The sequence below is a fragment of the Nonomuraea sp. NPDC003754 genome (assembly GCF_053605785.1).
This window is the reverse complement of the sequence record NZ_JBSGJX010000023.1, coordinates 68,260-89,201: the sequence shown is the minus strand read 5'-3', so window position 1 is coordinate 89,201 and position 20,942 is coordinate 68,260. Positions and strand designations below refer to the sequence as shown.

The 20,942-nt window shown below is 72.2% G+C and carries 19 protein-coding genes and 1 tRNA gene; 8 read left to right on the top strand and 12 right to left on the bottom strand.

Annotated elements, in window-relative coordinates:
* Positions 1–125: 125 nt before the first annotated feature.
* Entirely contained in the window at positions 126–1,094 is a 969-nt protein-coding gene (locus ACWEVS_RS26960; RefSeq protein ID WP_354913645.1) for a pirin family protein, read from the bottom strand.
* A 53-nt stretch (positions 1,095–1,147) separates the two neighbouring features.
* Positions 1,148–1,975, bottom strand: a complete 828-nt coding sequence (locus tag ACWEVS_RS26955; protein ID WP_452553938.1) for a spermidine synthase — start codon at positions 1,973–1,975, stop codon at positions 1,148–1,150.
* Positions 1,976–2,052: 77 nt separating this feature from the next.
* On the opposite strand from ACWEVS_RS26955, the gene ACWEVS_RS26950 reads away from it, so the two are divergent.
* The 7 genes from ACWEVS_RS26950 (at position 2,053) to ACWEVS_RS26920 (ending at position 8,157) form a co-directional block, all read left to right on the top strand.
* Positions 2,053–3,570, top strand: coding sequence for a penicillin-binding transpeptidase domain-containing protein (locus ACWEVS_RS26950; protein WP_452553913.1), 1,518 nt, complete (start codon positions 2,053–2,055; stop codon positions 3,568–3,570).
* 20 nt (positions 3,571–3,590) lie between these two features.
* Complete coding sequence (gene trhA, locus ACWEVS_RS26945; RefSeq protein ID WP_452412585.1) at positions 3,591–4,244, top strand: PAQR family membrane homeostasis protein TrhA; 654 nt, start codon at positions 3,591–3,593, stop codon at positions 4,242–4,244.
* Positions 4,241–4,606 (top strand): PPOX class F420-dependent oxidoreductase, encoded by a 366-nt coding sequence (locus tag ACWEVS_RS26940; RefSeq protein WP_449917383.1) that lies wholly within the window; start codon positions 4,241–4,243, stop codon positions 4,604–4,606. The genes trhA and ACWEVS_RS26940 overlap by 4 nt, the downstream gene beginning before the upstream one ends.
* Before the next feature lie 47 nt (positions 4,607–4,653).
* Complete coding sequence (locus ACWEVS_RS26935) at positions 4,654–5,178, top strand: HdeD family acid-resistance protein (protein ID WP_449917381.1); 525 nt, start codon at positions 4,654–4,656, stop codon at positions 5,176–5,178.
* A 128-nt stretch (positions 5,179–5,306) separates the two neighbouring features.
* Positions 5,307–6,578, top strand: a complete 1,272-nt coding sequence (gene lat, locus ACWEVS_RS26930; RefSeq protein WP_452553912.1) for an L-lysine 6-transaminase — start codon at positions 5,307–5,309, stop codon at positions 6,576–6,578.
* A 110-nt stretch (positions 6,579–6,688) separates the two neighbouring features.
* Positions 6,689–7,231 (top strand): PadR family transcriptional regulator, encoded by a 543-nt coding sequence (locus ACWEVS_RS26925; protein ID WP_449917376.1) that lies wholly within the window; start codon positions 6,689–6,691, stop codon positions 7,229–7,231.
* On the top strand, positions 7,228–8,157 hold the full coding sequence (locus tag ACWEVS_RS26920; protein ID WP_452553911.1) for an alpha/beta fold hydrolase: 930 nt from the start codon (positions 7,228–7,230) through the stop codon (positions 8,155–8,157). The genes ACWEVS_RS26925 and ACWEVS_RS26920 overlap by 4 nt, the downstream gene beginning before the upstream one ends.
* Positions 8,158–8,353: 196 nt before the next feature.
* On the opposite strand, the gene ACWEVS_RS26915 is transcribed toward ACWEVS_RS26920, so the two are convergent.
* The 8 genes from ACWEVS_RS26915 to ACWEVS_RS26880 form a co-directional block, all read right to left on the bottom strand.
* Positions 8,354–8,560, bottom strand: coding sequence for a helix-turn-helix domain-containing protein (locus ACWEVS_RS26915; RefSeq protein ID WP_449917370.1), 207 nt, complete (start codon positions 8,558–8,560; stop codon positions 8,354–8,356).
* A gap of 161 nt (positions 8,561–8,721) precedes the next feature.
* Positions 8,722–8,797 (bottom strand) — tRNA-His (locus tag ACWEVS_RS26910).
* A 62-nt stretch (positions 8,798–8,859) separates the two neighbouring features.
* Positions 8,860–9,456, bottom strand: coding sequence for an oligoribonuclease (gene orn / locus ACWEVS_RS26905; RefSeq protein WP_452553910.1), 597 nt, complete (start codon positions 9,454–9,456; stop codon positions 8,860–8,862).
* A gap of 73 nt (positions 9,457–9,529) precedes the next feature.
* Positions 9,530–11,071 (bottom strand): DUF2510 domain-containing protein, encoded by a 1,542-nt coding sequence (locus ACWEVS_RS26900; protein WP_452553909.1) that lies wholly within the window; start codon positions 11,069–11,071, stop codon positions 9,530–9,532.
* Between the two features lie 39 nt (positions 11,072–11,110).
* Positions 11,111–12,439: a hypothetical protein gene (locus ACWEVS_RS26895; protein WP_452553908.1), complete on the bottom strand. Its 1,329-nt coding sequence runs from the start codon at positions 12,437–12,439 to the stop codon at positions 11,111–11,113.
* 25 nt (positions 12,440–12,464) lie between these two features.
* Entirely contained in the window at positions 12,465–14,096 is a 1,632-nt protein-coding gene (locus ACWEVS_RS26890; RefSeq protein ID WP_452553907.1) for a protein kinase domain-containing protein, read from the bottom strand.
* Between the two features lie 139 nt (positions 14,097–14,235).
* Positions 14,236–16,569 (bottom strand): protein kinase domain-containing protein, encoded by a 2,334-nt coding sequence (locus ACWEVS_RS26885; RefSeq protein ID WP_452553906.1) that lies wholly within the window; start codon positions 16,567–16,569, stop codon positions 14,236–14,238.
* A gap of 65 nt (positions 16,570–16,634) precedes the next feature.
* Entirely contained in the window at positions 16,635–17,270 is a 636-nt protein-coding gene (locus ACWEVS_RS26880) for a pyridoxamine 5'-phosphate oxidase family protein (RefSeq protein ID WP_452412591.1), read from the bottom strand.
* 56 nt (positions 17,271–17,326) lie between these two features.
* Here ACWEVS_RS26880 and pdxR point away from each other — a divergent pair, with 56 nt between their 5' ends.
* The gene (gene pdxR, locus ACWEVS_RS26875) at positions 17,327–18,724 is read left to right on the top strand and encodes a MocR-like pyridoxine biosynthesis transcription factor PdxR (RefSeq protein ID WP_452553905.1); all 1,398 of its coding nucleotides are present in this window, start codon (positions 17,327–17,329) and stop codon (positions 18,722–18,724) included.
* On the opposite strand, the gene ACWEVS_RS26870 is transcribed toward pdxR, so the two are convergent.
* Entirely contained in the window at positions 18,705–19,826 is a 1,122-nt protein-coding gene (locus ACWEVS_RS26870; RefSeq protein WP_452553904.1) for a DegT/DnrJ/EryC1/StrS family aminotransferase, read from the bottom strand. The two genes, pdxR and ACWEVS_RS26870, sit on opposite strands and share 20 nt — an antisense overlap.
* A complete protein-coding gene (locus ACWEVS_RS26865; RefSeq protein WP_354913619.1) occupies positions 19,823–20,842 on the bottom strand; it encodes a GNAT family N-acetyltransferase in 1,020 nt (339 codons plus the stop codon). Before ACWEVS_RS26865 ends, ACWEVS_RS26870 begins: the two co-directional genes overlap by 4 nt.
* Positions 20,843–20,942 lie beyond the last annotated feature (100 nt).

The following is a 20,942-nucleotide window of genomic DNA, read 5'->3' as shown; positions in this document are numbered from 1 at the left end:
CGTAGCCGCAGAATCGGCGCAAGCCGCAGGATCGGCAGAGCCGCGGAAGCCGCGGCCCCGCGCTTTCGCGTGGCGCGGGGCCGTGCTCGCCGGACGCGACCCGGGGGCCGCGTGCGGCGGGGCGGTCAGTGACCGGCGGGGATGCTGCCGAACCTGCCGGACTGGTAGTCCTCGAAGGCCTGGACCAGTTCGGCGCGGGTGTTCATCACGAACGGGCCGTAGTGCGCCACCGGCTCGCCGATCGGCTGCCCGCCCAGCACGATGACCTCCAGCGTGTCCTTCGGCCGCGCGGCGATCCGCAGCCACTCGCCGTCGGTGGTCAGCCCCGGCCTGGCGCCGAAGCCGTCGAACACCGCCAGCTGGCCGCTGGTGATCGGCTGCCGGTCGGCGCCCGCCGTGCCGTGTCCGGACAGGACGTAGGCGAGGGCGTTGAAGTCCTTGCGCCACGGCAGCGTGAGCTGCGCACCGGGGCTGACGGTCGCGTGCAGGAGCGTGATCGGGGTGTGCGTGCTGCCGGGACCGACGTTCCCCGCCACGTCGCCGGCGATGAGGCGGACCAGCGCGCCGCCGTCGTGGCTGCTCAGCAGGACCACGTTGGAGCGTCCGATGTCCTGGTACTTCGGCGCCATCATCTTGTCCTTGCCGGGCAGGTTGACCCACAGCTGGATGCCGTGGAACAGGCCGCCCTTCTGGACCAGCCACTCGGGCGGGGCCTCCTTGTGCAGGATGCCGCTGCCCGCCGTCATCCACTGGGTGTCGCCGTCGGTGATGGTGCCGCCGCCGCCGTGGGAGTCGGTGTGGTCCATGACCCCGTCGATCATGTACGTGACGGTCTCGAAGCCGCGGTGCGGGTGCCACGGCGTGCCCTTCGGCTCGCCAGGGGCGTAGTCCACCTCGCCCATCTGGTCCATCATCACGAACGGGTCGAGGTAGGCCGGCTTGATCGTCGCCAGGGCCTTGCGCACCGGGAAGCCCTCGCCCTCGAACCCGCTGGGCGCGGTGGCGACCGTCAGGACCTTGCGCTCGGGCACGGTCACGTCGGGCTGGGGCAGGCGGGGCAGTGTGAGCAGGTTCTCTACGGTGACGGCGGGCATGTCGCGCTCCTTTCCTGCGGTGTTCGACTGCCCTAACCAAGTTTAGGATTCAACTATTCCAGCCCGAAGACCGCAGGGGGAGGGGCCGGGGCGAGAACCGCGTCGCCGTCGTGGATGGGGGAGGCGCCGGCGACGAAGTTGGTCAGCGCCTCGCCGTACACGCAGCGTGCCTGGGTGAGGCCGCCCGCCGCGCGCCTGGTCAGCAGGTCGACGGGCAGCTCGACGGGAGAGGCGGCGATGATCAGGTTGCCGAACCTGCGGCCGCGCATGACACCGGGGTCGGCCAGCAGCGCGACGTGCCCGAACGCGTCGCGGACGGTCGCCACCACCCGCCTGGCGAAGGCCAGACCCTTGCCGTCGGCCAGGTTGACCAGCAGCGTGCCCGTCGCGCGCAGCACGCGGGTGACGTCGGCGATGTACTCGGCCGTCGCCAGTTCGACGGGCATCGCGGCGCCGGAGAAGGCGTCGAGCACGAACAGGTCGGTGGAACCGTCCCAGATGTCCGCCGTCCCCTCGCGGCCGCCCTGCGGTCGCACCTTCAGCTTGGGCACCGAGCGCAGGTCGAGCTGGGAACGCACGAGCTCGACCAGCGCCGCGTCGGGCTCGATGACGATGTGCCGGGAGCCGGGGCGGGTGGCGCTGACGTAGCGGGGGACCGTACAGGCCCCGCCTCCGACGTGCACGCAGTTCAGCGGCCCTTCCGGCAGGACGTCGATGACATCCGCCATGAGCCGTACATACTCAAAATCCAAATATGTCGGATCTTCTAGATCCACATACGACTGCGGTACGCCATCCTTGGACAGTATCCATCCGTTCGGCCGGTCCAGATCTTTCAACAGTTCGACTTCGCCGAAGGTCACCGGATAGCGGCCGGGCATCGGCTCCCGCGGTCCACGTGTCACGTTCGGCTCCCTGTCTGGTATATCGAGGTGGAAGTTGTCCCTGGGAGAACCGTATGCGTAGGCGAAGGCTGGTCGGGCTGCTCGTCGCACTGGGCGCGGTGGGGGGCGCGGGCGCCTTCGCGTTCGTGGCCTCCTCAGGGGTGCACGGCAGCGCCATGGCCACCGCCGACGCCTACCTGGCCGCCTGGCAGCGCAGCGACGTCACCTCCATGGAAGGACTGGTGGCCGACCCGCCCGCCGACTTCGCCGACCGGCACCTCGCCTTCAGCGAGCAGTTCAAGGTCAACGCGCTCACCCTCCGGCCCGGCGGTCTCAGGGTCACCGGCGAGGAGACGGCCGAACTGCCGTTCAGCGGCACCAGGGAGCTGACGGGGATGGGGCCGTGGGCGTTCACCGGGACGCTGCGGCTGGCCGTGCGGAACGGCGCGTGGAAGGTGCTCTGGGGGCCCGAAACCCTGCACCCCGCGCTGCGCGACGGCGGCGTGCTGTCGCTGGAGGAGACCGAGGTGTCCGGCGTCGAACTGGTCACCAGGTCGGGGGCGGCGTTACCGCGCGACAGCGCCGCCGAGCCGTACCTCGACCGGCTCAAGGAACGGCTCGACGAGACGAACACCGGCTGGACGATCAAGGCGACCGCGCGGGGCGCGGCCCCCAGGCCGTTGGTCGTCTTCCAGCCGCCGCCCGCGCGGCACGTGCACGTCACGCTCTCGCGCCCGGTGCAGGCGGCGGCGGCCAGGGCGCTGGACGGGGTGCCTGAGCAGGCCGCGATCATCGCGGTCAAGGCGAGCACCGGGGAGATCCTGGCCGTGGCCGACCGGCTGGACGCGGCGGGCGCCTTCGAGCGGCTGTTCCCGCCGGGCTCGACGTTCAAGGTGGTGACGGCGGCGGGACTGCTCAAGGCGGGGATGACGGCCTCCAGCCCGATCAGCTGCCCGCCGAGCCACGCGGGCATCGTCAACTCGGGCGACCAGACGGCCACCACCCTCGCCGGCGCGTTCGCGGTCTCCTGCAACACCACCTTCGTCCAGCAGGCGCTGGACAGGCTGGGCGCCGCGCGGCTGGAGCAGGCGGCGCGCGACTGGGGGTTCGACGGCAGGAACCTCGCGACCGGCGTGGGCGGGCGTTGCGGACGGCTGGAGCCGGGGGCCGACCGGAGCGTGCTGGCGCTCAACTCCATCGGCCAGGGCACGGTCGAGGCCTCGCCGCTGTGCATGGCGGCGCTGGCCGCCGCCGTCGACAGCGGCACCTGGCGGACGCCGCGCCTGGTGACCGCCAAGGCGGCGAGGAGCCTCGACGAGACGCCGCCCGCCGAGGTCACCCTGGACCAGCGGATCGTCCAGGACCTGCGCTCGATGATGCGGCAGGTGGTCAGCGAGGGCACCGCCAAGGACGCCGGGCTCGCCGCCGACGTCGCGGGCAAGACCGGCACGGCCGAAGTGCCGACGGGCAGGCCGCACGCCTGGTTCGTCGGCTACCAGGGCGATCTGGCCTTCTGCGTCTTCGTCAGGAACGGCGGATCCGGGGCGAAAGTGGCCGTTCCCATAGCCGCCCGCTTCCTCGGGGCGCTCTAACCTACGCTACCGTAGGTTTCATGACGAGTGTCGCCACCTTCCCCAAGCCTCGGCTCCGCGGCTGGCTGCACACCGGCGCCCTGCCCGTGGCGCTGATCGCCGGTTTCGTCCTGGTCGCCCTCGGTCCGACCGTCCAGGCCAGGCTCGCCTCGGCCGTCTACGCGATCACCTCGGGCCTGCTGTTCGGCATCTCGGCCACCTACCACCGCAGCACGCTCGGCCCGCGTGTGGCCGAGGTCCTGCGCCGGTTCGACCACGCGAACATCTACCTGATCATCGCGGGCACCTACACCCCCTTCGCGCTGCTGGCCCTCGACGGGCTGCCCAGGATCCTCGTGCTGGCCGTCACCTGGGGCGGCGCGCTGGCGGGCGTGCTGTTCCGGGTGCTGTGGATGTCGGCGCCCCGCTGGCTCTACACCGTCCTGTACCTGGCGCTGGGCTGGACCGCGATCTTCGTGATGCCCCAGCTCCTGCGGGGCGCCGGCCCGGTGGCCGTCGCGCTCGTGGCCGTCGGCGGCGTCCTCTACAGCGCCGGGGCCGTCGTGTACGGCCTGCGCAGGCCCGACCCGTCCCCTCGGTGGTTCGGCTTCCACGAGGTCTTCCACGCCTTCACGATCGCCGCCTACCTGGTGCAGTACATCGCCGTCTCGATCGTGGTCTACTCGCAGACGTGAACCTCGGCCATGAGCAGTACGTCTCCGTGACGACCTATCGCAAGGACGGCACCCCCGTGCCCACCCCCGTCTGGGCGGCGCAGGACGGCGACGCCGTCGTGATCTGGACCGTCGCCGACTCCGGCAAGGTCAAACGCATGCGGGCCAACCCGGCGGTGACCGTCACCCCCTGCGACGTGCGCGGCCGGCTGCGCGGCGAGCCGGTGCGGGGCCGCGCCGAGATCCTCTCCGCCGGGCAGACCGAGCGCGTCAGGGGATTGCTGCGGGCCAAGTACGGCCTGCAGGGCAGGCTGGTGATCCTCGGCAGCCTGCTGCGCAGGGGCCGCACCGGCACGGTCGGTGTCCGGATCACCGATATTTGACTCCGGCCTGGTCTGTATTCGCCAGGCTTTGGGATAGCAGACCAGGTATGGAGCAATTGGCAAGCACCTGGTGGCTCATCCTCATTCGGGGCATCTGTGCGGTGATCTTCGGCATCCTGGCGATCATCTGGCCGGGGATGACGGTCCTCGTGCTTGTGATCTTCTTCGGTGCCTACGCGCTCGTCAACGGCATCTTCTCGCTGATCTCCGCCTTCCGGCACAACGTCGAGTCCCGGGCATGGCTCATTCTGTCCGGCGTGCTCGGGATCCTGGCCGGAATCGTCACCTTCGTCTGGCCGGGGGTCACGACGCTCGCCCTGCTGTACATCATCGCGTTCTGGGCCATCTTCACGGGCATCGCGGAGGTGATCGCGGGGATCCGGCTGCGCAAGCTCATCGACAACGAGTGGATGCTGATCATCGGCGGTCTGCTGTCGGTGGTGTTCGGTGTGCTGCTGCTGATCTGGCCGGCCTCCGGCGCGGTGGCGTTGACCTGGCTGATCGGCGCCTTCGCGATCATCTACGGGATCGCGATCATCATCCTGTCGGTCAAGGTGAAGAGCCTCGCGTGAGGCCGCCGTCCTATTCGGCCGCGGATCCGGAGAACCTTGTGTGATCAAGCCTCGTGGGCGGAAAGTCTTTACATAGGCACATAAATATGGGGAATGTATGTCGTGATCCAGCTCACAGAGGAGGGCACATGGACGTCCATGACCGGCTCGCCCGCCACCTACTCGTCGACGGCTACCGGCTGGTTCTGGATCTCGACAGAAGCCGGGGATCCTGGCTCGTCGACGCCCGCACCGGCCGCCGCTACCTGGACTTCTACACCTTCTTCGCCTCCGCGCCGCTCGGCGTGAACCCGCCGCTCGACCAGGAACTCCTCGGCAGGATCGCGCTCAACAAGCCGGCCAACCCCGACATGTACAGCGAGCACCTGGCCGACTTCGTCGAGACCTTCACCCGCGTCCTCGGCGACCCCGACCTGCCGCGGCTGTTCTTCGTCGAAGGCGGCGCCCTCGCCGTCGAGAACGCGCTCAAGACCGCCTTCGACTGGAAGAGCCGCCGCAACGAGGCGGAGGGGCGCCCCCGCGAGCTCGGCAGCCGCGTCATGCACCTGACCAGGGCCTTCCACGGCCGCTCCGGCTACACCCTGTCCCTCACCAACACCGAGCCGCTCAAGACGGAGCGCTTCCCCCTGTTCGACTGGCCGCGCATCGAGGTGCCGGCCACCCACCTGGGCGACGTCGAGGACCTCGAGGCCAGGGCGCTCGCCCAGGCCGTCGCCGCTTTCGAACGCCATCCCCACGACATCGCCTGCTTCATCGCCGAGCCCATCCAGGGCGAGGGCGGCGACAACCACATGCGCGCCGAGTTCCTCCAGGCCATGCAGGACCTCTGCCACGAGCACGACGCCCTGTTCGTCCTCGACGAGGTGCAGACCGGCGGCGGCACCACCGGCACCCCCTGGGCCTACCAGCAGCTCGGCCTGGCCCCCGACATCGTCGCCTTCGCCAAGAAGGTGCAGGTCGGCGGCATCATGGCGGGCCGGCGGGTGGACCTCGTCCCCGACAACGTCTTCACCGTCAGCGGGCGCATCAACTCCACCTGGGGCGGCGGGCTCGTCGACATGGTCCGCTCGCGCGCCATGCTGGAGATCATCGAGCGTGACGGGCTCATCCCGCGCACCGCCGAGGCCGGCGCCCGGCTGGTCGAAGGGCTGGGCAAGCTCCAGGCCGAGCATCCGGCGCTGGTGTCGAACGTGCGCGGGCGCGGCTTCATGTGCGCCTTCGACCTGCCCGACGGCGCGCGCAGGAGCGCGCTGATCACCCGGCTGCGCGAGGAGGAGGGCGTCGTGGTGCTGCCGTGCGGCGAGCGGTCGGTACGGCTCAGGCCCGCGCTCAACATCCCCGACGAGGATCTCGAACACGGCCTGGCCGCCATCGGCCACGCGCTCTCCCGCCCGCTCTGACACCCTCCTCCGGCCGACCGCCCGTCGTGTCCTCCTTTCACCTGGCTTGTGACACTAAAATTTTTTAGTGTGCTACTGTAACCTTCGTCTGGTGAAGGAGGGAGATCGGCATGTCGCTTCGCATGGCGCTGCTCACCCTGATCGCGGGGGCGCCGCGCAGCGGTTACGACATCGGGCAGGAGTTCGACGGCGTCCTGAAGTTCGTCTGGCACGCCAAACCCACCCAGGTCTATCCCGAGCTCAAGCGGCTGGCGTCCGAGGGGCTCATCAGGGAGCAAGGCGAAGGGGCGCGCGGTCGCCGGCCGTACGAGATCACCGAGGAGGGTGAGCGGCTGCTGCGGGAGTGGCTGACGAGCACGTCGGCCGACCACAGCCAGCGCAACGAGACGGTGCTCAGGTCCTTCGCGCTGTGGCTGGTCGAACCGGAGGAGGCCCAGGCCTTCCTCCGGGAGGAGATGGAGTATCACCGGGCGCGGCTGCGGGGCATGCGGGTCCTGATGAAGGGGCTCGACCTCAGCCGGCCCGCCGACCGGGCGTCGCTGCTCGGCCTCGAGGCGGGCGTGCGGCGGCTGGAGGCGATGATCTCCTGGGCCGCATGGGCGATCGACGTCGTGGGGACCTGGCCCGCCACCGGCGAGGCGGCGGCTTCATGACCGAGGAACTGAGGGCGCCGATGGGCACGACCGCGGAGGAGAGCCTCACCCTCGCGGACGGCAGGCGGATCGGCTACGCCGTCTTCGGCGACCCGGCGGGGCGGTCGTGCCTGCTCGTCCACGGATACGGCTCGTCCAGGTGGGTGGCCGGGTGGGCGCTGTCCGACACCGTGCTGCGCCGCCACGGCCTGCGGGTCGTCTCCGTGGACCGGCCCGGGTACGGCAGGTCCACGGCCGCTCCGGGGGCGGGCTTCCCCGGGTGGGCCGACGACGCCGCGGCGCTCGCCGGCCACCTGGGGCTCGACCGGGTCGCGACGATCGGCGTGTCGATGGGGGCGGGGCCCGTCCTGGCGCTGGCGGCCAAGCGACCCGACCTCGTCACCAGCACGACGATCCTGGGCGGGATGGCCCCCGTGGACGGCGTGGGCCGCTGGGCCCCCGACAGCCGGGCCGACGCCTTCTACTGGCGGCTGGCACGGCGGGCTCCGCGGCTGCTGCGCCGGCTGTGTTCGCTGGCGGCCACGACGATGTCGGCAGGCGCCCGCGGCGACGCCGACCGGCTCGTCGGGCGGGTCGAGCGGTCGCTGATCCCGGCGGACCTGCGCGTCTTCCGCCGGCTGCTCGCCGACGGGGGAGACGCCGCGAAGGCGGCCTTCGTCGCGGACGTCAAGGAGAGCTGCGGGCAGGGTGGGCCGGCCATGGCCGGCGACCTGCTGGACTACCTGCGGCCGTGGGGGTTCGACCCGGCCGGCATACGGGGGCCCGTGCACCTGTGGCACGGGCTGGAGGACCCGAAGGTGCCGGTGGCGCTGGCGCGCCGGCTGGCCGACCGGCTGCCCGGCGGGACCGCGCGATTCGTGCCCGGCGGGCATTTCGCGGCGTTCGCCTATCAGGACGAGATCCTGGCGCGGATCGCCGCGGAGTAACCCCCGCCCTTCGGCGGGCCCCTGCACGACATCGCGAGGCCGGGAACGGGCGGCACGCCTTGCGAATGCGGTGGGGAACGGCACGGCGACATCCGGCCCGGCGGCTTGCTGTGATGTTCGTCACCGTACGGCGGACCGCGTGATCACCGGCGCTTCCCGGCAGCGGGAAACGCCGGTCCCGCAACAGGCCGAGCCTCTACGTGTCCCTGTTGAGCCATAAACCTATGGCGGTGACCCGGCAGTCGGCGCCGAGCTTGGCGTAGATCCTGTTGACGTGGTTCTTGACCGTCTTCTCACTGAGAAACAGTCGTTGCGCGATCTCCCCGTTGGACTGACCGGTCGCGATCAGGTCCATCACCTCAGCCTCACGCTTGCTCAAGCGTGCGACGTGGTCGACTCTCATCCGGCCTCCGGAACAGCGAAGTCGGTCAGATCGCCGATTGGCCCCCGTGCTCCCGGCGTCAGCGGTTGACAGCGAGCATAACTCGCATTGTCCTGATTTGGGGCCAAAGTCATCGGAGAAAAGCAGAAGGCCGATCCCGTACGGGACCGGCCTTTCTGATGTGGGGTGAGTGAGGGGACTTGAACCCCCGACATCCAGGACCACAACCTGGCGCTCTGCCAACTGAGCTACACCCACCATGCGCACTGCCGCGGCAGCACATGGAAAAGTGTAGCGGTCTTCGGGACCCTTTGCGCCACTCAGCCGAGTGACACACTGTCCGCGAGGGTCCTCGCGGTCGCCGAGTCGGGTCCGGGCTGGCCCACGAACACCGCCGCGCGGTAGTAGCGGAGCTCCCTGACGCTCTCGGTGATGTCGGCCAGCGCCCGGTGCCCGCCCTGCTTCTCGGGCGCCGCGAAGTAGACACGCGGGTACCAGCGGCGGACCAGCTCCTTGATCGAGGACACGTCGATCATCCGGTAGTGCAGGTAGGCGTCCACGGCCGGCATGTCACGGGAGATGAACGTGCGGTCCGTGCCGATGGAGTTGCCGCACAACGGCGCCTTCTTCGGCTCGGGGATGTGGCCGCGGATGTGGTCGAGCACGAGCGACTCGGCCTCCGCGAGCGTGACCCCCTCGGCCAGCTCCGGCAGCAGACCCGAGGCGGTGTGCATCTCGCGGACCACTTCCGACATCTGCTCCAACGCTTCGGACGGCGGCTTGATGACCACGTCGACGCCTTCATCCAGCTGCCGGAGCTCGCTGTCGGTGACGACACAGGCCACCTCGATGAGCGCATCGCGCCCGAGGTCGAGCCCCGTCATCTCACAGTCGATCCAGACCAGCAACTCACTCATACGATCAATCTCCTCGCCCAGCGGCTCGGAGCTACCCGCCCGCTTGCTCATTGACTCCAGCGTAGTGCCCAGGTCAGGAGAGCTTGAGAGAGTTCAGCGTCTGAGTGACGAGACCGGTATCCAGATTGTCCGGCACCGAGACGTAGAGCAGCGCGGGGCGCTTGCCCTCGCCCCTGTCGACGAGGACGATGGCCGCGCGCTCCTTCTTCCACTGGTAGCTCTTCTTGGCCGACTCGGCGCTGAAGTCCATCTCGAACTCCAGAACGCGGCCCGCGTGGCCGCCGACGGTGATCGCCTTGTCCTGGAGGATCTTCCGCTCGTGCTTGATCGGGTAGAAGCGGGCGAAGTCGATGAAGACAGTGCCCATGGCCGAGCGCAGGTCGGCCTCACCCTGGTAGGGGTAGCTCTCGTCGAGCTCGCCGGAGTAGAGGCTGCCCGTCCAGTCGCTCTCGCCGTCGTACTTCTCCTGCGAGACGGCGCTCATCCCGGCCGACCACTGCTGGGCGTTCGGGTTGGGGTTGATCTCGGCGGACGAGGGCACGCTCCACGGCTCGCCCGGCGCCGGGTAGGACAGCCCGGTCGTGGGGTCGGTGATGCGCCCGTCGGCCGGGGTGGGCAGGTCGGCGCCGGCCCCCTGGGTGGGCGAGTCCGTGGGTGACTCGGTAGGCGACTCAGTAGGGGACTCAGTGGGGGACTCGGTGGGTGTCTCGGCGGTCGGCGGCTCGCTCGTGGGGGTGGGGCTCGGCATGGTCGTCGTCTGGCCGCCCCGGTTGGCGATGAAGATCGCGGCCGTCGCGATCAGCGCGATCACCAGCACCGCGCCGATGCCGCCGAGGATCCACGGCATCGCGCCGCCCGACTTCGGCGGCGGCCCGAAGTCGGGCGCGGGCAGCCGCATCGTGGCGCCGCCGTAGGGCTGCTGCCCGTACTGCTGCCCCGGCCCCTGGTACTGCCCACCCGGTCCCGGCCCCTGGTACTGCCCACCCGGTCCCGGCCCCTGGTACTGCGCACCGGGACCCGGCGGCTGCTGGTACTGCGGGCCCGGACCTGATCCGGGCGCCTGGAACTGCGCGCCCGGTGCCGGCGCCTGGAACTGCGGGCCCGGTCCCGGCGGCTGGTACTGCGGGCCCGGACCGGGGCCGGGCGCCTGGTACTGAGGGCCGGATCCCGGCGGCTGGAACTGCGGGCCCGGTCCTGGCGGCTGGTACTGCGGGCCGAAGCCCTGCCCGTGCTCAGGCCCCGCGTCAGGGCCCGCTCCCGGCCCCTGAGGCGGCGCCCACGGACCGGAACCCTGGTCCCCGCCGGCAGCAGGACCACCGCCGGGCGTATCCCACGCTCCCTGCCCCGCCTCATGCCCCCCGGAGGGCGCCTGGTACGCCGGTCCGGGGCCGCTGTCGGGCTGCCCGGCACCCGGCCCGTCCGCCCCGTGGTACGGCGTGCTTCCCACGATGGGACCCGGCCCGGCCGTCTGGGTAGGGCCGCCGCCGTGCGCCTGAGGACGCGCGCCGGGCTCGGTCGGGTGTGTGGCGTCGGTCCACTGGGTGCCGTCCCACCACCGCAGCTGCGGCGAGCCGTAGGGGTCGGGATACCAGCCTGCGGGGGTCTGCGTGGTCATGGCCGCCAGACTAATGACAACCGCTTGGCAGTGGGTAGATCAGCACTTGTAGGTGAATGTCGCCTTATCCTCGATCTTCTGTCCCTGGGGCACGGGAGACAGGACCCGCAGCCGGGCCGTCAGCTTGGCCGTCGCCTCTCCCTTGACCGTCCACTTCAGCAACACCGTGTGGGTCGTCTTGCCCGACGGGACGGTCTCGGTCTGCTCGATCGGCTCCTTCCTGTCGCTGCGCAGCCACTGGAACCTGACGCTGCCGCCCGAGCCGTTGGTGACCAGGTTTCCTGTGATGGTGGCGGTCTTGCGGCAGCCCAGCGTCTTGGGCGCGCTCACCGTCGCGGACTGCACGACCAGGTCGGCGGGGGAGCGCACGGAGAACCACGCCAGCACGGCGCCCGCGATGACCAGCGCGAGCACCGCCGCTGACACCACTGTCCTGCGGCGGCGTGCCCGGGCGGCCTTGCGCGCCCGCTCGCCGTACGTGGGAGGGCCGGGGCGGTTGCCGTCCCGCCAGATCTTCTCCGCGGTGGTCTGGCCGTGGGTGCCGGAGGAGGTGACACCGGGGCCGAAACGGGCCGGCTCGTGAGTCGGCCCGGGGACCCGCAGCATGGTGACGATCTCGCCTTCGTCCCTGACCGGGGACGTGCCCGGTGTCGCCGGGGTCGCCCAGCGGCGTGCGGTCTCGGCGAGCACGTCGCGGCTGATCAGCCCGCCGGGCAGGGCGTCCCGTCCGGCGAGCAGGGTGTCTCTGGCCGCGGCCAGCCCGTGCGTGGTGGCGGTGGTCGCGACCCTCTCCAGCAGGTCCGCCGCGCCGGGGGAGGCCGCGGCCCACGTGGCGGCCAGGCCGCGGGCCAGCGCGGCCCAGGCCGCGACGTCCCGGTCGGGGGCGGGCGGCAGGCCCCGGACGGCGTCGGCGAGCCCGCGCTCGGACAGCAGCGCCGCCCCGTCCTCCGCGATCACCACGGTGCCGGGATGGAGCGAGCCGTGGGCCAGTCCCGCCGCGTGGAGCGCGGCGAGGGTCTGCGCCGTCTCGACGAGGACGGCGGCGGCGCCGGCCGCGTCCATCGCGGGCGTGGTCAGCAGGTCCGACAGGACGGGCGAGATCCCGTGGCCGGTCAGCAGCCACACCTCGGGCCCGGCGGTGACCAGGTCGGCGACCGGGACGAGCCCCGTCATCCCGCCTGCGGCCAGCCCGCGGTCGGCCAGCACGGCCTCGACCAGGCGCTCGCGGGCGCCGGGCACGGACACGAGCCGGGAGTCGAACCGCAGGGCCCCGCCGCGGCTGCCGCCGGGGCCCGTCGCCTCGATCCACGTACCGAGCTCGGTGATCCGTTTCCGGTCCGTGAGCAGGAAGCCGGCGATCATGCTCATCAGTTCCCCCGGTGCCTCGCCCCCGCTACCTCTGCTTCCTGTGCCGTCCAGCGACACGGCGCTTCACCGCAAGTGTGACCGGTACCGCGCCGGACGTCATCAGGCCGATCGCCAGCAGCCCCGGGACCGCCGTCGCCGACGGGGTCTCGGTGACCCTGGGCGTCTCCCCGCCGTCGTCGGAGTTGGACGGGGACGGCTCGGAGGAGGTCGTCTCCCTGGGCGTCTCCGACGGGGTGTTCTCCGGAGGCGGCGGCGCGGACGTGGTCGCCGACTGCGAGGGCGTCCGCGACGGCGCGGGGTCGTTGTCGGACCTGCCGCGCAGCGTCACGTCCGGCTCAGGAGTGGGCGTCGGCTTCTTGCTCGCGGTGGGCGGCGGGGGCGGCGGGGTGGACCGGCGCACCGGCTGCTTCGACGGCTTCGGCGGCTTCGGCGTCGCGGTGGTCTTCTTGGGTGCGGCGACGGTCGGCGAGGGCGTCGGCGTCGGCGTCGAGATGGTGGCCGGCGCGACCGTCTCCTCGGCGGACGGTTCCTCGGTCGTGGGCTCCTCCGTGGCGGACTCCGTCGGCGACGGCGCCTCGATCAGCGACATCGCCGGCGTCGCGGGCGAGGTCTGCGCCCTCAGCGCCGGGTCGTCGTCGCCCGAGGTGAGCAGCATGGTGGTGACCGTGCCGATCACGACGACGAGGCCGACGCACACCAGCGTCTTCACGCCCAGCCTCGAGACGATCCCGCGCGGCTCGGCGAACTCGCTCTCGGCCAGCGTCGTGCTGGTCTCCAGCGTCTCCTCGCGGGTGCCGGGGAAGAGCACCAGCAGCAGGCCCGCGAGCCTGGCCAGGCGGCGCCTGCCCCGCTCCTCCCAGTCGGGGCCGTAGGCGCGGGCGGCCACGACCTCCAGCTCGTCGAGGAAGTCGTCGGCCGAGGCCGGACGCTCGACCGGGTGCTTGGACAGCCCGCGCTCCACCAGCGGCTGGAGCGCCTCGGGCACCTCGTCGACCGGTGGCGGGGTGGCGTGGTGCTGCCGGGCCAGCGCGGCGACCGTGGCGGCGCGGAAGGGCCGCATGCCGGTCAGGCACTCGAAGAAGACGATCGTGGCCGCGTAGACGTCGCTCGCGGCGGTGGCGGGCCCGCCCGACCACTGCTCGGGGGCCATGTAGGCGGGGGTCCCCGCGGAGTTGGCGCCCTCGCCCTGCCGGACGGCGATGCCGAAGTCGACCAGCTTGCTGCTGCCGTCGCCCTGCACCATCACGTTCTCGGGCTTGAAGTCGCGGTGCACGACGCCGATCGCGTGCGCCGCGGCCAGACCCTTCAGCGCCCCCTTGAGCACGGCCAGGGCCGCCTCAGGCCCCGTCGGCCCCTCGGAGTCGAGCAGCGCCCGCAGCGAGACGCCGTCGACGAGCTCCATGATGATCGCCGCGCCCTGGCCGTCCTCGACGTAGCCGAGCAGGCGGACGTTGTACGGGCTGCGCATGCTGCCGAGCATCCGGGCCTCGTGCCGGAACCTGGCCACGAACCCGACGTCGTCACGCAGCCGGTCGGACAGGTACTTGATCGCGACCTCGACACCGTCGTGGTCACGCCTGGCCAGCATCACCCGTCCCGAGGCGCCGGAGCCGAGCTCGCGCACCTCGGTGTAGCCGGGGACCCCCCACCGGTCCATCAGATCACCTCTGAATCCTCTGGGCCCCCACCCACATCAGAACGGATCGTAGCTTACTCAGGAGAAACGTGGCTATCGGACTTCCGGCCATTTCTTTTCGCAGCTCAGCGCCGTATCGGCGGTCCAGGGGCCACGATTCTCATGAGTGATCATCACTCTCGCCCGGCTGTGGAGAGGGCGTCTCGGCCGGCGGTTCGCACGTGGGCGTCTTGCCGCCGGCGGAGGCGGTGCCGTTCGCGGCGGCCGGGCTGGTGCCCGCCGTCACCGTCCAGGACGATCCGCAGGGCAGGTCGGGGACGGTGAAGCCGACCGTCGCGGTATAGGCGGTCTGGCCGGACAGCTCGACCGACTCGGTGTGCCGGACCTGGCCGGCGACGCCGAAGGCGACGCTCAGCCGTACCGGCTGGGTGTTCGCGGCGGCGACGGTGACGATCGCGGTGGCACGGCCGCGCGCGTTCAGCGCGGCCCTGGCGATCGAGACCTGCCGCACCGCGGCGGGGCACGGCACGCCGGCGCTGGCGCTGTCCTGCCTGTCGCCCGCCCGTACGGTCACCGTGACCGTCCCGCCGCAGGGCCGCTCGCCGAAGGTGTGGTCGAACGCGCCGGTGTAGGAGGTGTCCCCCGACAGCGAGAGCGTCTTGGCGGCGACCTGGTCGCCGTCGAGCGCCATCGTGGCGGTGACGGGCACCTCGCCCGTGCCGCTGGTCTCGACGGCGATCCTGGCGCGCGCGGCCCGTTCGGGCGCCTGCGCCACGGCGAGGGAGACCCGCAGCCCGGTGACGGTCGTCGGGCACGCGGGCAGCGGCGCGCTGACGGTCTTCGCGCCGCCCGGCGCGGCGGGTGAGGTGGTGACCGTGAGCGTGACGATCCTGCCGCAGCGCCGCTCGCCGAGGTCGTGGCCGACGGGGTGGGTGTAGGTGGTCGCGCCGCTGACCCGGTTGCGTGCGGTGCGCACGACCTGGCCGTCGACGGCCAGGCGGGTGGTGAGCGTGACGGGCCCGGTGCCCGTGGTGCGCAGGGAGACGGTGGCGGCGGCCCGCCCGGCCGCGTCGACCGACAGGGCGCCGACGTTCAGCGCCGACACGTTCGTCACCGGCCGCGGCGTCGGGGTGCCGGGTGTCGGCGTCGGTGTGGGAGTGGGGGAGGGCGTGGGTGTCGGAGTGCGGGTCGGCGTCGGTGTCGGGGTCGGGGTCGGGGTGGACGGCCGCGGCGTGGGAGTCGTTGTGGGCGGCTTCGGCGACGGTGAGGCGGAGGGCGGCCCCGCCGGTGAACCGGTGGGAGAGGGCGGGGCCTGCGTCTCCTGGCCGGTGTTCGATCCGGCGCCGACGTCCGGCTCGCCGGTCGGCTCGCCGCCGGCCTCCGGCGTGCCGGTCGCCAGCGTCGCCGGACTCGGCGGCACGGCCGCGGTCGAGGGTTCGGACGCCACCACGTCGATCGTCGCGGCGGGCGGCCGGTCCCTGCCGGCCAGCACGTAGCCGGTCACGCCCGCGGCCACCGCGACCGCCGTGGTGCCGATCAGCAGCCGCTTGCCGTGCCGCCGGGCCGTACGTGCGGTGTTCCTGAAGACGGTCCGGAAGAAGGACGAGCTCGTGGCGGGCGGCGGGGTCGCCGGCTGTGGCAGCAGCAGCGCCAGCAGCCCCACCAGGGCGGCCAGCCGGCGCCTGCCGTCCTCCTCCCATTCCTCGCCGTAGGCGGCCAGCGCCGCCCGCTCCACCTCGCCCACGAACGCGGCCGCGCTCGGCGGGCGGTCGGCGGGGTCCTTGGCCAGGCCGCGCGCCATCAACTCCCGCACGCCCTCTGGCGCGTCGTGGAGGGGGACGGGCGCGTGCAGGTGCTGGTAGCCGAGGACGTGCGACTCCGTCGAGCGGTACGGCCGGTGCCCGGTCAGGCATTCGTAGAACACCACGGTGGCCGCGTAGACGTCGGTCGCGGGAGAGGCGGGCCGGCCCGACCACAGCTCGGGGGCCATGTACGGCGGGGTGCCTGTCGCCCGCGTGGCGGTGCCGTGCCGTACGGCGATGCCGAAGTCGACCAGCTTGCTGACGCCGTCGTCCCTGACGATGACGTTCTCCGGCTTGTAGTCACGGTGGACGAGGTGGGCCGCGTGCGCCCGCTCCAGGCCGAGGAGGGAACCCTTGAGCACCACCAGCGCCGCCTCGGGCCCGGTCGTGCCGTGCTCGCGCAGCAGCGCCCGCAGCGACACGCCGTTGACCAGCTCCATGACGATGGCGGCGCCGTCGGGCTCCTGGATGTACTCCCACATCCTGGCGATGTGCGGATCCACCAGCGTGGTCAGCACCTCGGCCTCGGCCCTGAAGGCGGCCAGCGCCCCGGGCTCGTGGCGCACCCGCTCCGACAGGTACTTGACGGCGACGCTGACGCCCGTGTCGTCGTGCACGGCGAGCACGACCCTGCCGCTTCCGCCCGCCCCGAGTTGCCGTATCTCGGTGTAGCCGGGGGCGCTCCAAACCATGGCGCTCTCCCATCAGGAGTCTGGCCCACCTGATGAGACGTACGATCCGCCGTTCTGGTTGGCGGTCAACGCTCCTTGATATGGCCCGGTGTGTCGATCCCCTCGGGCAGCACCGGGTCCGGCACGGGCGCCCCCCACGAGGTGACCAGCGGGAGCACCCCGGCCCAGACCGGCAGCGCGTAGTCCTCGTCCTCGTCGACGGGCGCGCCGCCGCGCACCTTGACCGACGCCTCCTCCAGCGACAGCGCGAGCACCGCCGTGGCAGCCAGTTCCTTGCGGGTCGGCTGCCTGGCGTAGTCCCACTGGCCGGGGGCGAGCTGCTCGGTCAGCGCCCGCAGGCCGGCCATGCGCTCCTCCTCGTCGGTGACCAGCCTGGCCGCGCCGTAGATGATCGCCGATCGGTAGTTGACGGAGTGGTTGAAGACCGAGCGGGCCAGCACCAGGCCGTCGAGGTGGGTGACGGTGACGCAGACCTGCTCGCCCGACCCCGCCCGCAGCGAGCGGGCGCCGGTGGAGCCGTGCAGGTAGAGGGTGTCGCCGATGCGGCCGTAGCCGGTGGGCACGACCATGGGGTGACCGTTCACCACCACGCCCAGATGGCAGATGAGGCCGGAGTCGAGCACCTCGTAGAGGTCGTTCCTGTCGGTGCTGCCGCGGTGCTTCTCGCGTCCGAGCGTCGTGCGGGGTGTGGTGGAGAGCATGCCGTCACGCTATTGAGATAGTGGACCTGTCGTTAATGTCCACTAATAACCGCTTCTTGGAGACCACTTCCGTGCGCACCCTCGTCGACCTGCCCGTCGTCCTGACCAGGGATTCGGCGGTGCCGCTGTCCGTGCAGCTCGGCGACTGGCTGCGCGACGCCATGCGCGCGGGCGCCCTCACCGCGGGGATCCGCCTGCCGTCCTCGCGGGGGCTGGCCGCGCAGCTCGGCGTCAGCCGTACCGTGGTCACGGAGGCCTACCAGCAGCTCTACGCCGAGGGCTGGCTCGACGGCCGCCACGGCTCGGGCACCTACGTGGCCGACCTGTCGCAGGAGACGCCCCGCCCCGCACCCGCGCCCGCCCCCGCCGTGGTCCCCCCGGTACGGCGGGCCGCCCCGCTGATCGACCTCACCCCCGGCGAGCCGTGGGTCAAGGACTACGACGCGGCGGCGTGGAAGCGGGCCTGGCGCAGGGCCGCCGACCTGCCACCGGGCGCCGACCCCGACCCCTACGGCCTGCCGTTCCTGCGGGAGCTGCTGGCCGAGCACCTGCGCAGGACGCGGGCGATCGCGGTGGGCCCGGAGAATGTCCTGGTCACCAGGGGCACCGGCAACGGCCTCGACCTGGTCGCCATGGCCCTGCTCGGCCACGGGGCGCGGGCGGGCGTCGAGGAGCCCGGCTACCGGGTGGCCCGCGCCGTCTTCGCCGCCAGGGGCGCGACGATCGTGCCGTGCCCCGTGGACGAGGACGGCGTGATCGTCGACGACCTGCCCGGCGATCTGCGCGTCCTCTACACCACTCCCGCCCACCAGTACCCGATGGGCGGGCGCCTGCCGATCCCGCGCAGGGAACGGCTGCTGGCCTGGGCGCGGCGCACCGGGGCGACGGTCGTGGAGGACGACTACGACGCGGAGTTCCGCTACGACGTGGCCCCGCTGCCCGCCCTGTACGGCCTCGACCCGGCCCGCGTGGTGCTGCTCGGCACGCTGTCGAAGTCGCTGGCCCCCGACGTGGGGGTGGGCTGGCTGGTCGGCGAACCGGAGCTGCTGCGGCGGATCGCCGCCATCAGGAACGACCTGTCCGATCGCACCAGCGGCCCGGTCCAGCAGGCCGTCGCCACCCTGCTGGAGCGCGGCGACCTCGACCGGCACCTGCGCAGGATGCGCCTGGAGTACGCCCGACGCCGCGCGGCCGTGGTGGAGCTCCTCGGCCCGGTCTGCCGCCTGCACGGCGACACGGCGGGCCTGCACGTCCTGGCCGAGCTGCGACCCTCGGCGGTGGCCGGTGTCGTGACGGCGGCGGCCGCGGCGGGCGTCCTGCTCGACACCACCGCCCGCCACCACCACGGGGCGCCACGGGTGCACGGCCTGGTCATCGGGTACGGCTCCGCCTCGCTCTCCGACGTGCGGCGCGGCTGCCAGATCCTGGCCGACCTCATCCGCGGGCTGGAGTGAGCTCCCTCAGCACGGGCAGGGCGCGGTCGGCGTAGACCGGATCGACGGGCAGCACGTGCTCGGCCCACCAGCGGGCGTCGGCGGGAGCGGGCGAGGGGGTCGTGAACCCGGGGGCGTAGTCGTCGTAGGGCGGCGCGTAGAGGTAGCCGGTGGCCACGCCGTGGCGTTCGAGCGCGGCGATGGCCCGATCCCGCTCCTCCACCAGCAGCGGCACCCTGAACAGGGGCTGGTCCAGGTGGTCGAGGACACCCTCGGCCACGCTCGGCAGCTCGGCCAGCCGCCGCACCCCGGCCAGCCGCCGTGGCCGCACGCGCGCCACCTTGGCCACCTTGCGGCCCTGGTACCACCGGGCCGGCCCGCCACGCCTGGTGCGGTAGGAGTGGAGGTCGGCGCGCACCCACGGGTCGAAGGGCGGCAGCGCGGGCCCGCCCGCCATGGCCGCCCGCAGCTCGGGGGCGCGCAGCGCGATGCGGTAGCCCTCGCGCTCCTCCTCCATGCCGAGGGCCCGCATCAGCCTCAGCGCGGGACGGACCAGGTCGAAGGTGAGGGCCGCCTGGCGGGCCATCGAGCTGGCCACGCTCAGCAGCTCGGCACGCCAGGACCCGGGCTGCAGCAGCAGGTCGCGTGCCTGCGCCAGCGCCTTGGCGTCGGCGGCGTCCGCGACGGCCAGCACGCCGCCCGAGCCCGCGCCCGCGTGCTTGGAGAGGCTGTAGACCCCCGCCGCGCCGAACGTCCCGAGCGGCCGGCCGCCGACCGTGGTCTCCATCGCGTGGGCGACGTCCTCGATGAGGAGCTTGCCGTCGAAGGCGGGCAGATCGTCGGGCAGGCCGTACAGGTTGGTGGTGAGCACGGCGTCGACGCCGGACAGGTCCGCGCGGGCGGGGTCGATGTTGCCGGTACGGCGCGACAGCGGCGCGATCACCGGCACCAGCCCCGCCGCGAGGACGAGGAAGAGGATCTCGTCGGCGGAGATCGGCGACATCAGCAGCCGCTGCCCCGGCGCGCAGAAGTGGCGCAGCGCGAGGTAGAGGCCCAGCCGGTTGGACGGCAGCTCAAGACAGTGTCGGCCGGTGCGCTCCTCGAGCGCCCGGACGGCGCTCACGCCTGCAGGGCCGTGCGCAGGCGGCCGTAGGTCTTCAGCGCGCGGTCGGCGGTCTTGAGCAGGAGCGGGTTGGCCATGACCGCGCCGCGCGCCTTGCGCACCGGAACCCTGATCATCCAGTGGACGCCGGCCCCCGCGCTGGCGCGCGCGACCCTGCCCTCGGCGACGTGGAGGTCGCCGGTCTTGAGCTTCTCCTTGTACTCCTTGGGCCCCCGGCCCATGTCGATGAGCCTGATCCCGGCGGCCGCCGCGGCCTCGGCCATGGCCAGGTGGTGGATCAGGCCGGGCGACGACTTGGCGTAGGCGGTGTCGTAGGCGGGGAACCAGCCCACGAGCGTGTGCCTGGTGCGCAGGCCGAAATGGCCCGCCATCGGGACGCCGTCGACGTAGACCATGTCGAGCACGCCGGCGAACGCCTCGGTCTGTGTGGCGAGCAGCCGCTCGACCAGCTCGACGATCCAGCGGGTGGCGAACCTGTCGGTGCGGCCCGTGCGGCGGTACTGGTCGGTCTTCCAGGCCAGCAGCGTGTGGAGGGGCGCCGGATCGGTGACGGCGTAGTCGTGGCGCAGCGGCCCGACGTCGCGCTGGAGCTTGCGCGACTTGGCCAGCGTGCTCTTGTACGTCTTGCCGGAGTTGGCCATGAGGTAGTCGGTGTACGGCGCCCAGCCGTCGCTCAGGTCGATGACCGGCGAGGGGTGCAGCTCGTGTCGTTCGGCCAGCATCGGCTGCCCGGCCACCAGATGGTCGAACTCGAAGACGCCCAGCCCGCAGCTCTTGATCAGCTTCTGCGCGTCGATCTCCGCCTTGGTGTGCATGACCATGCCCTGGGCGTCGGTCAGGCCGGCGGCCACCGGCCTGCCGATGCCGAGCGGATGCCGCTCGAAGGGGAAGAATCCGACCACGTCGGTTCCGTCCTCGAGGACGGCGACGCGTGTCTGGTCGCGCGACTCGCCTACCGCGATCGTGAACTCCGGCGAGAGGAAGGGATTGTCGAAGGACGGGTCGGCCTCCTGCAAGGCCCTCCATCGGTCCACTTCCGGGCGCCCCAGGTCACGGGGGTGAACAAGAGTGATGCGCATGGGCTCCTACTGGGGTGTGCGGTCCCCGCCCGCCGTG

What these genes read in the sequence shown, in the direction of transcription:
- ACWEVS_RS26885 (WP_452553906.1), bottom strand. Translation starts at nt 16,569, where the DNA reads ATGGTTTGGAGCGCCCCCGGCTACACCGAGATACGGCAACTCGGGGCG.
- ACWEVS_RS26935 (WP_449917381.1), top strand. Translation starts at nt 4,654, where the DNA reads ATGGAGCAATTGGCAAGCACCTGGTGGCTCATCCTCATTCGGGGCATC.
- ACWEVS_RS26955 (WP_452553938.1), bottom strand. Translation starts at nt 1,975, where the DNA reads ATGCCCGGCCGCTATCCGGTGACCTTCGGCGAAGTCGAACTGTTGAAA.
- orn (WP_452553910.1), bottom strand. Translation starts at nt 9,456, where the DNA reads ATGAGTGAGTTGCTGGTCTGGATCGACTGTGAGATGACGGGGCTCGAC.
- ACWEVS_RS26925 (WP_449917376.1), top strand. Translation starts at nt 6,689, where the DNA reads ATGTCGCTTCGCATGGCGCTGCTCACCCTGATCGCGGGGGCGCCGCGC.
- ACWEVS_RS26895 (WP_452553908.1), bottom strand. Translation starts at nt 12,439, where the DNA reads ATGAGCATGATCGCCGGCTTCCTGCTCACGGACCGGAAACGGATCACC.
- ACWEVS_RS26960 (WP_354913645.1), bottom strand. Translation starts at nt 1,094, where the DNA reads ATGCCCGCCGTCACCGTAGAGAACCTGCTCACACTGCCCCGCCTGCCC.
- ACWEVS_RS26890 (WP_452553907.1), bottom strand. Translation starts at nt 14,096, where the DNA reads ATGGACCGGTGGGGGGTCCCCGGCTACACCGAGGTGCGCGAGCTCGGC.
- ACWEVS_RS26915 (WP_449917370.1), bottom strand. Translation starts at nt 8,560, where the DNA reads ATGAGAGTCGACCACGTCGCACGCTTGAGCAAGCGTGAGGCTGAGGTG.
- lat (WP_452553912.1), top strand. Translation starts at nt 5,307, where the DNA reads ATGGACGTCCATGACCGGCTCGCCCGCCACCTACTCGTCGACGGCTAC.
- trhA (WP_452412585.1), top strand. Translation starts at nt 3,591, where the DNA reads ATGACGAGTGTCGCCACCTTCCCCAAGCCTCGGCTCCGCGGCTGGCTG.
- ACWEVS_RS26950 (WP_452553913.1), top strand. Translation starts at nt 2,053, where the DNA reads ATGCGTAGGCGAAGGCTGGTCGGGCTGCTCGTCGCACTGGGCGCGGTG.
- ACWEVS_RS26900 (WP_452553909.1), bottom strand. Translation starts at nt 11,071, where the DNA reads ATGACCACGCAGACCCCCGCAGGCTGGTATCCCGACCCCTACGGCTCG.
- ACWEVS_RS26880 (WP_452412591.1), bottom strand. Translation starts at nt 17,270, where the DNA reads ATGCTCTCCACCACACCCCGCACGACGCTCGGACGCGAGAAGCACCGC.
- ACWEVS_RS26920 (WP_452553911.1), top strand. Translation starts at nt 7,228, where the DNA reads ATGACCGAGGAACTGAGGGCGCCGATGGGCACGACCGCGGAGGAGAGC.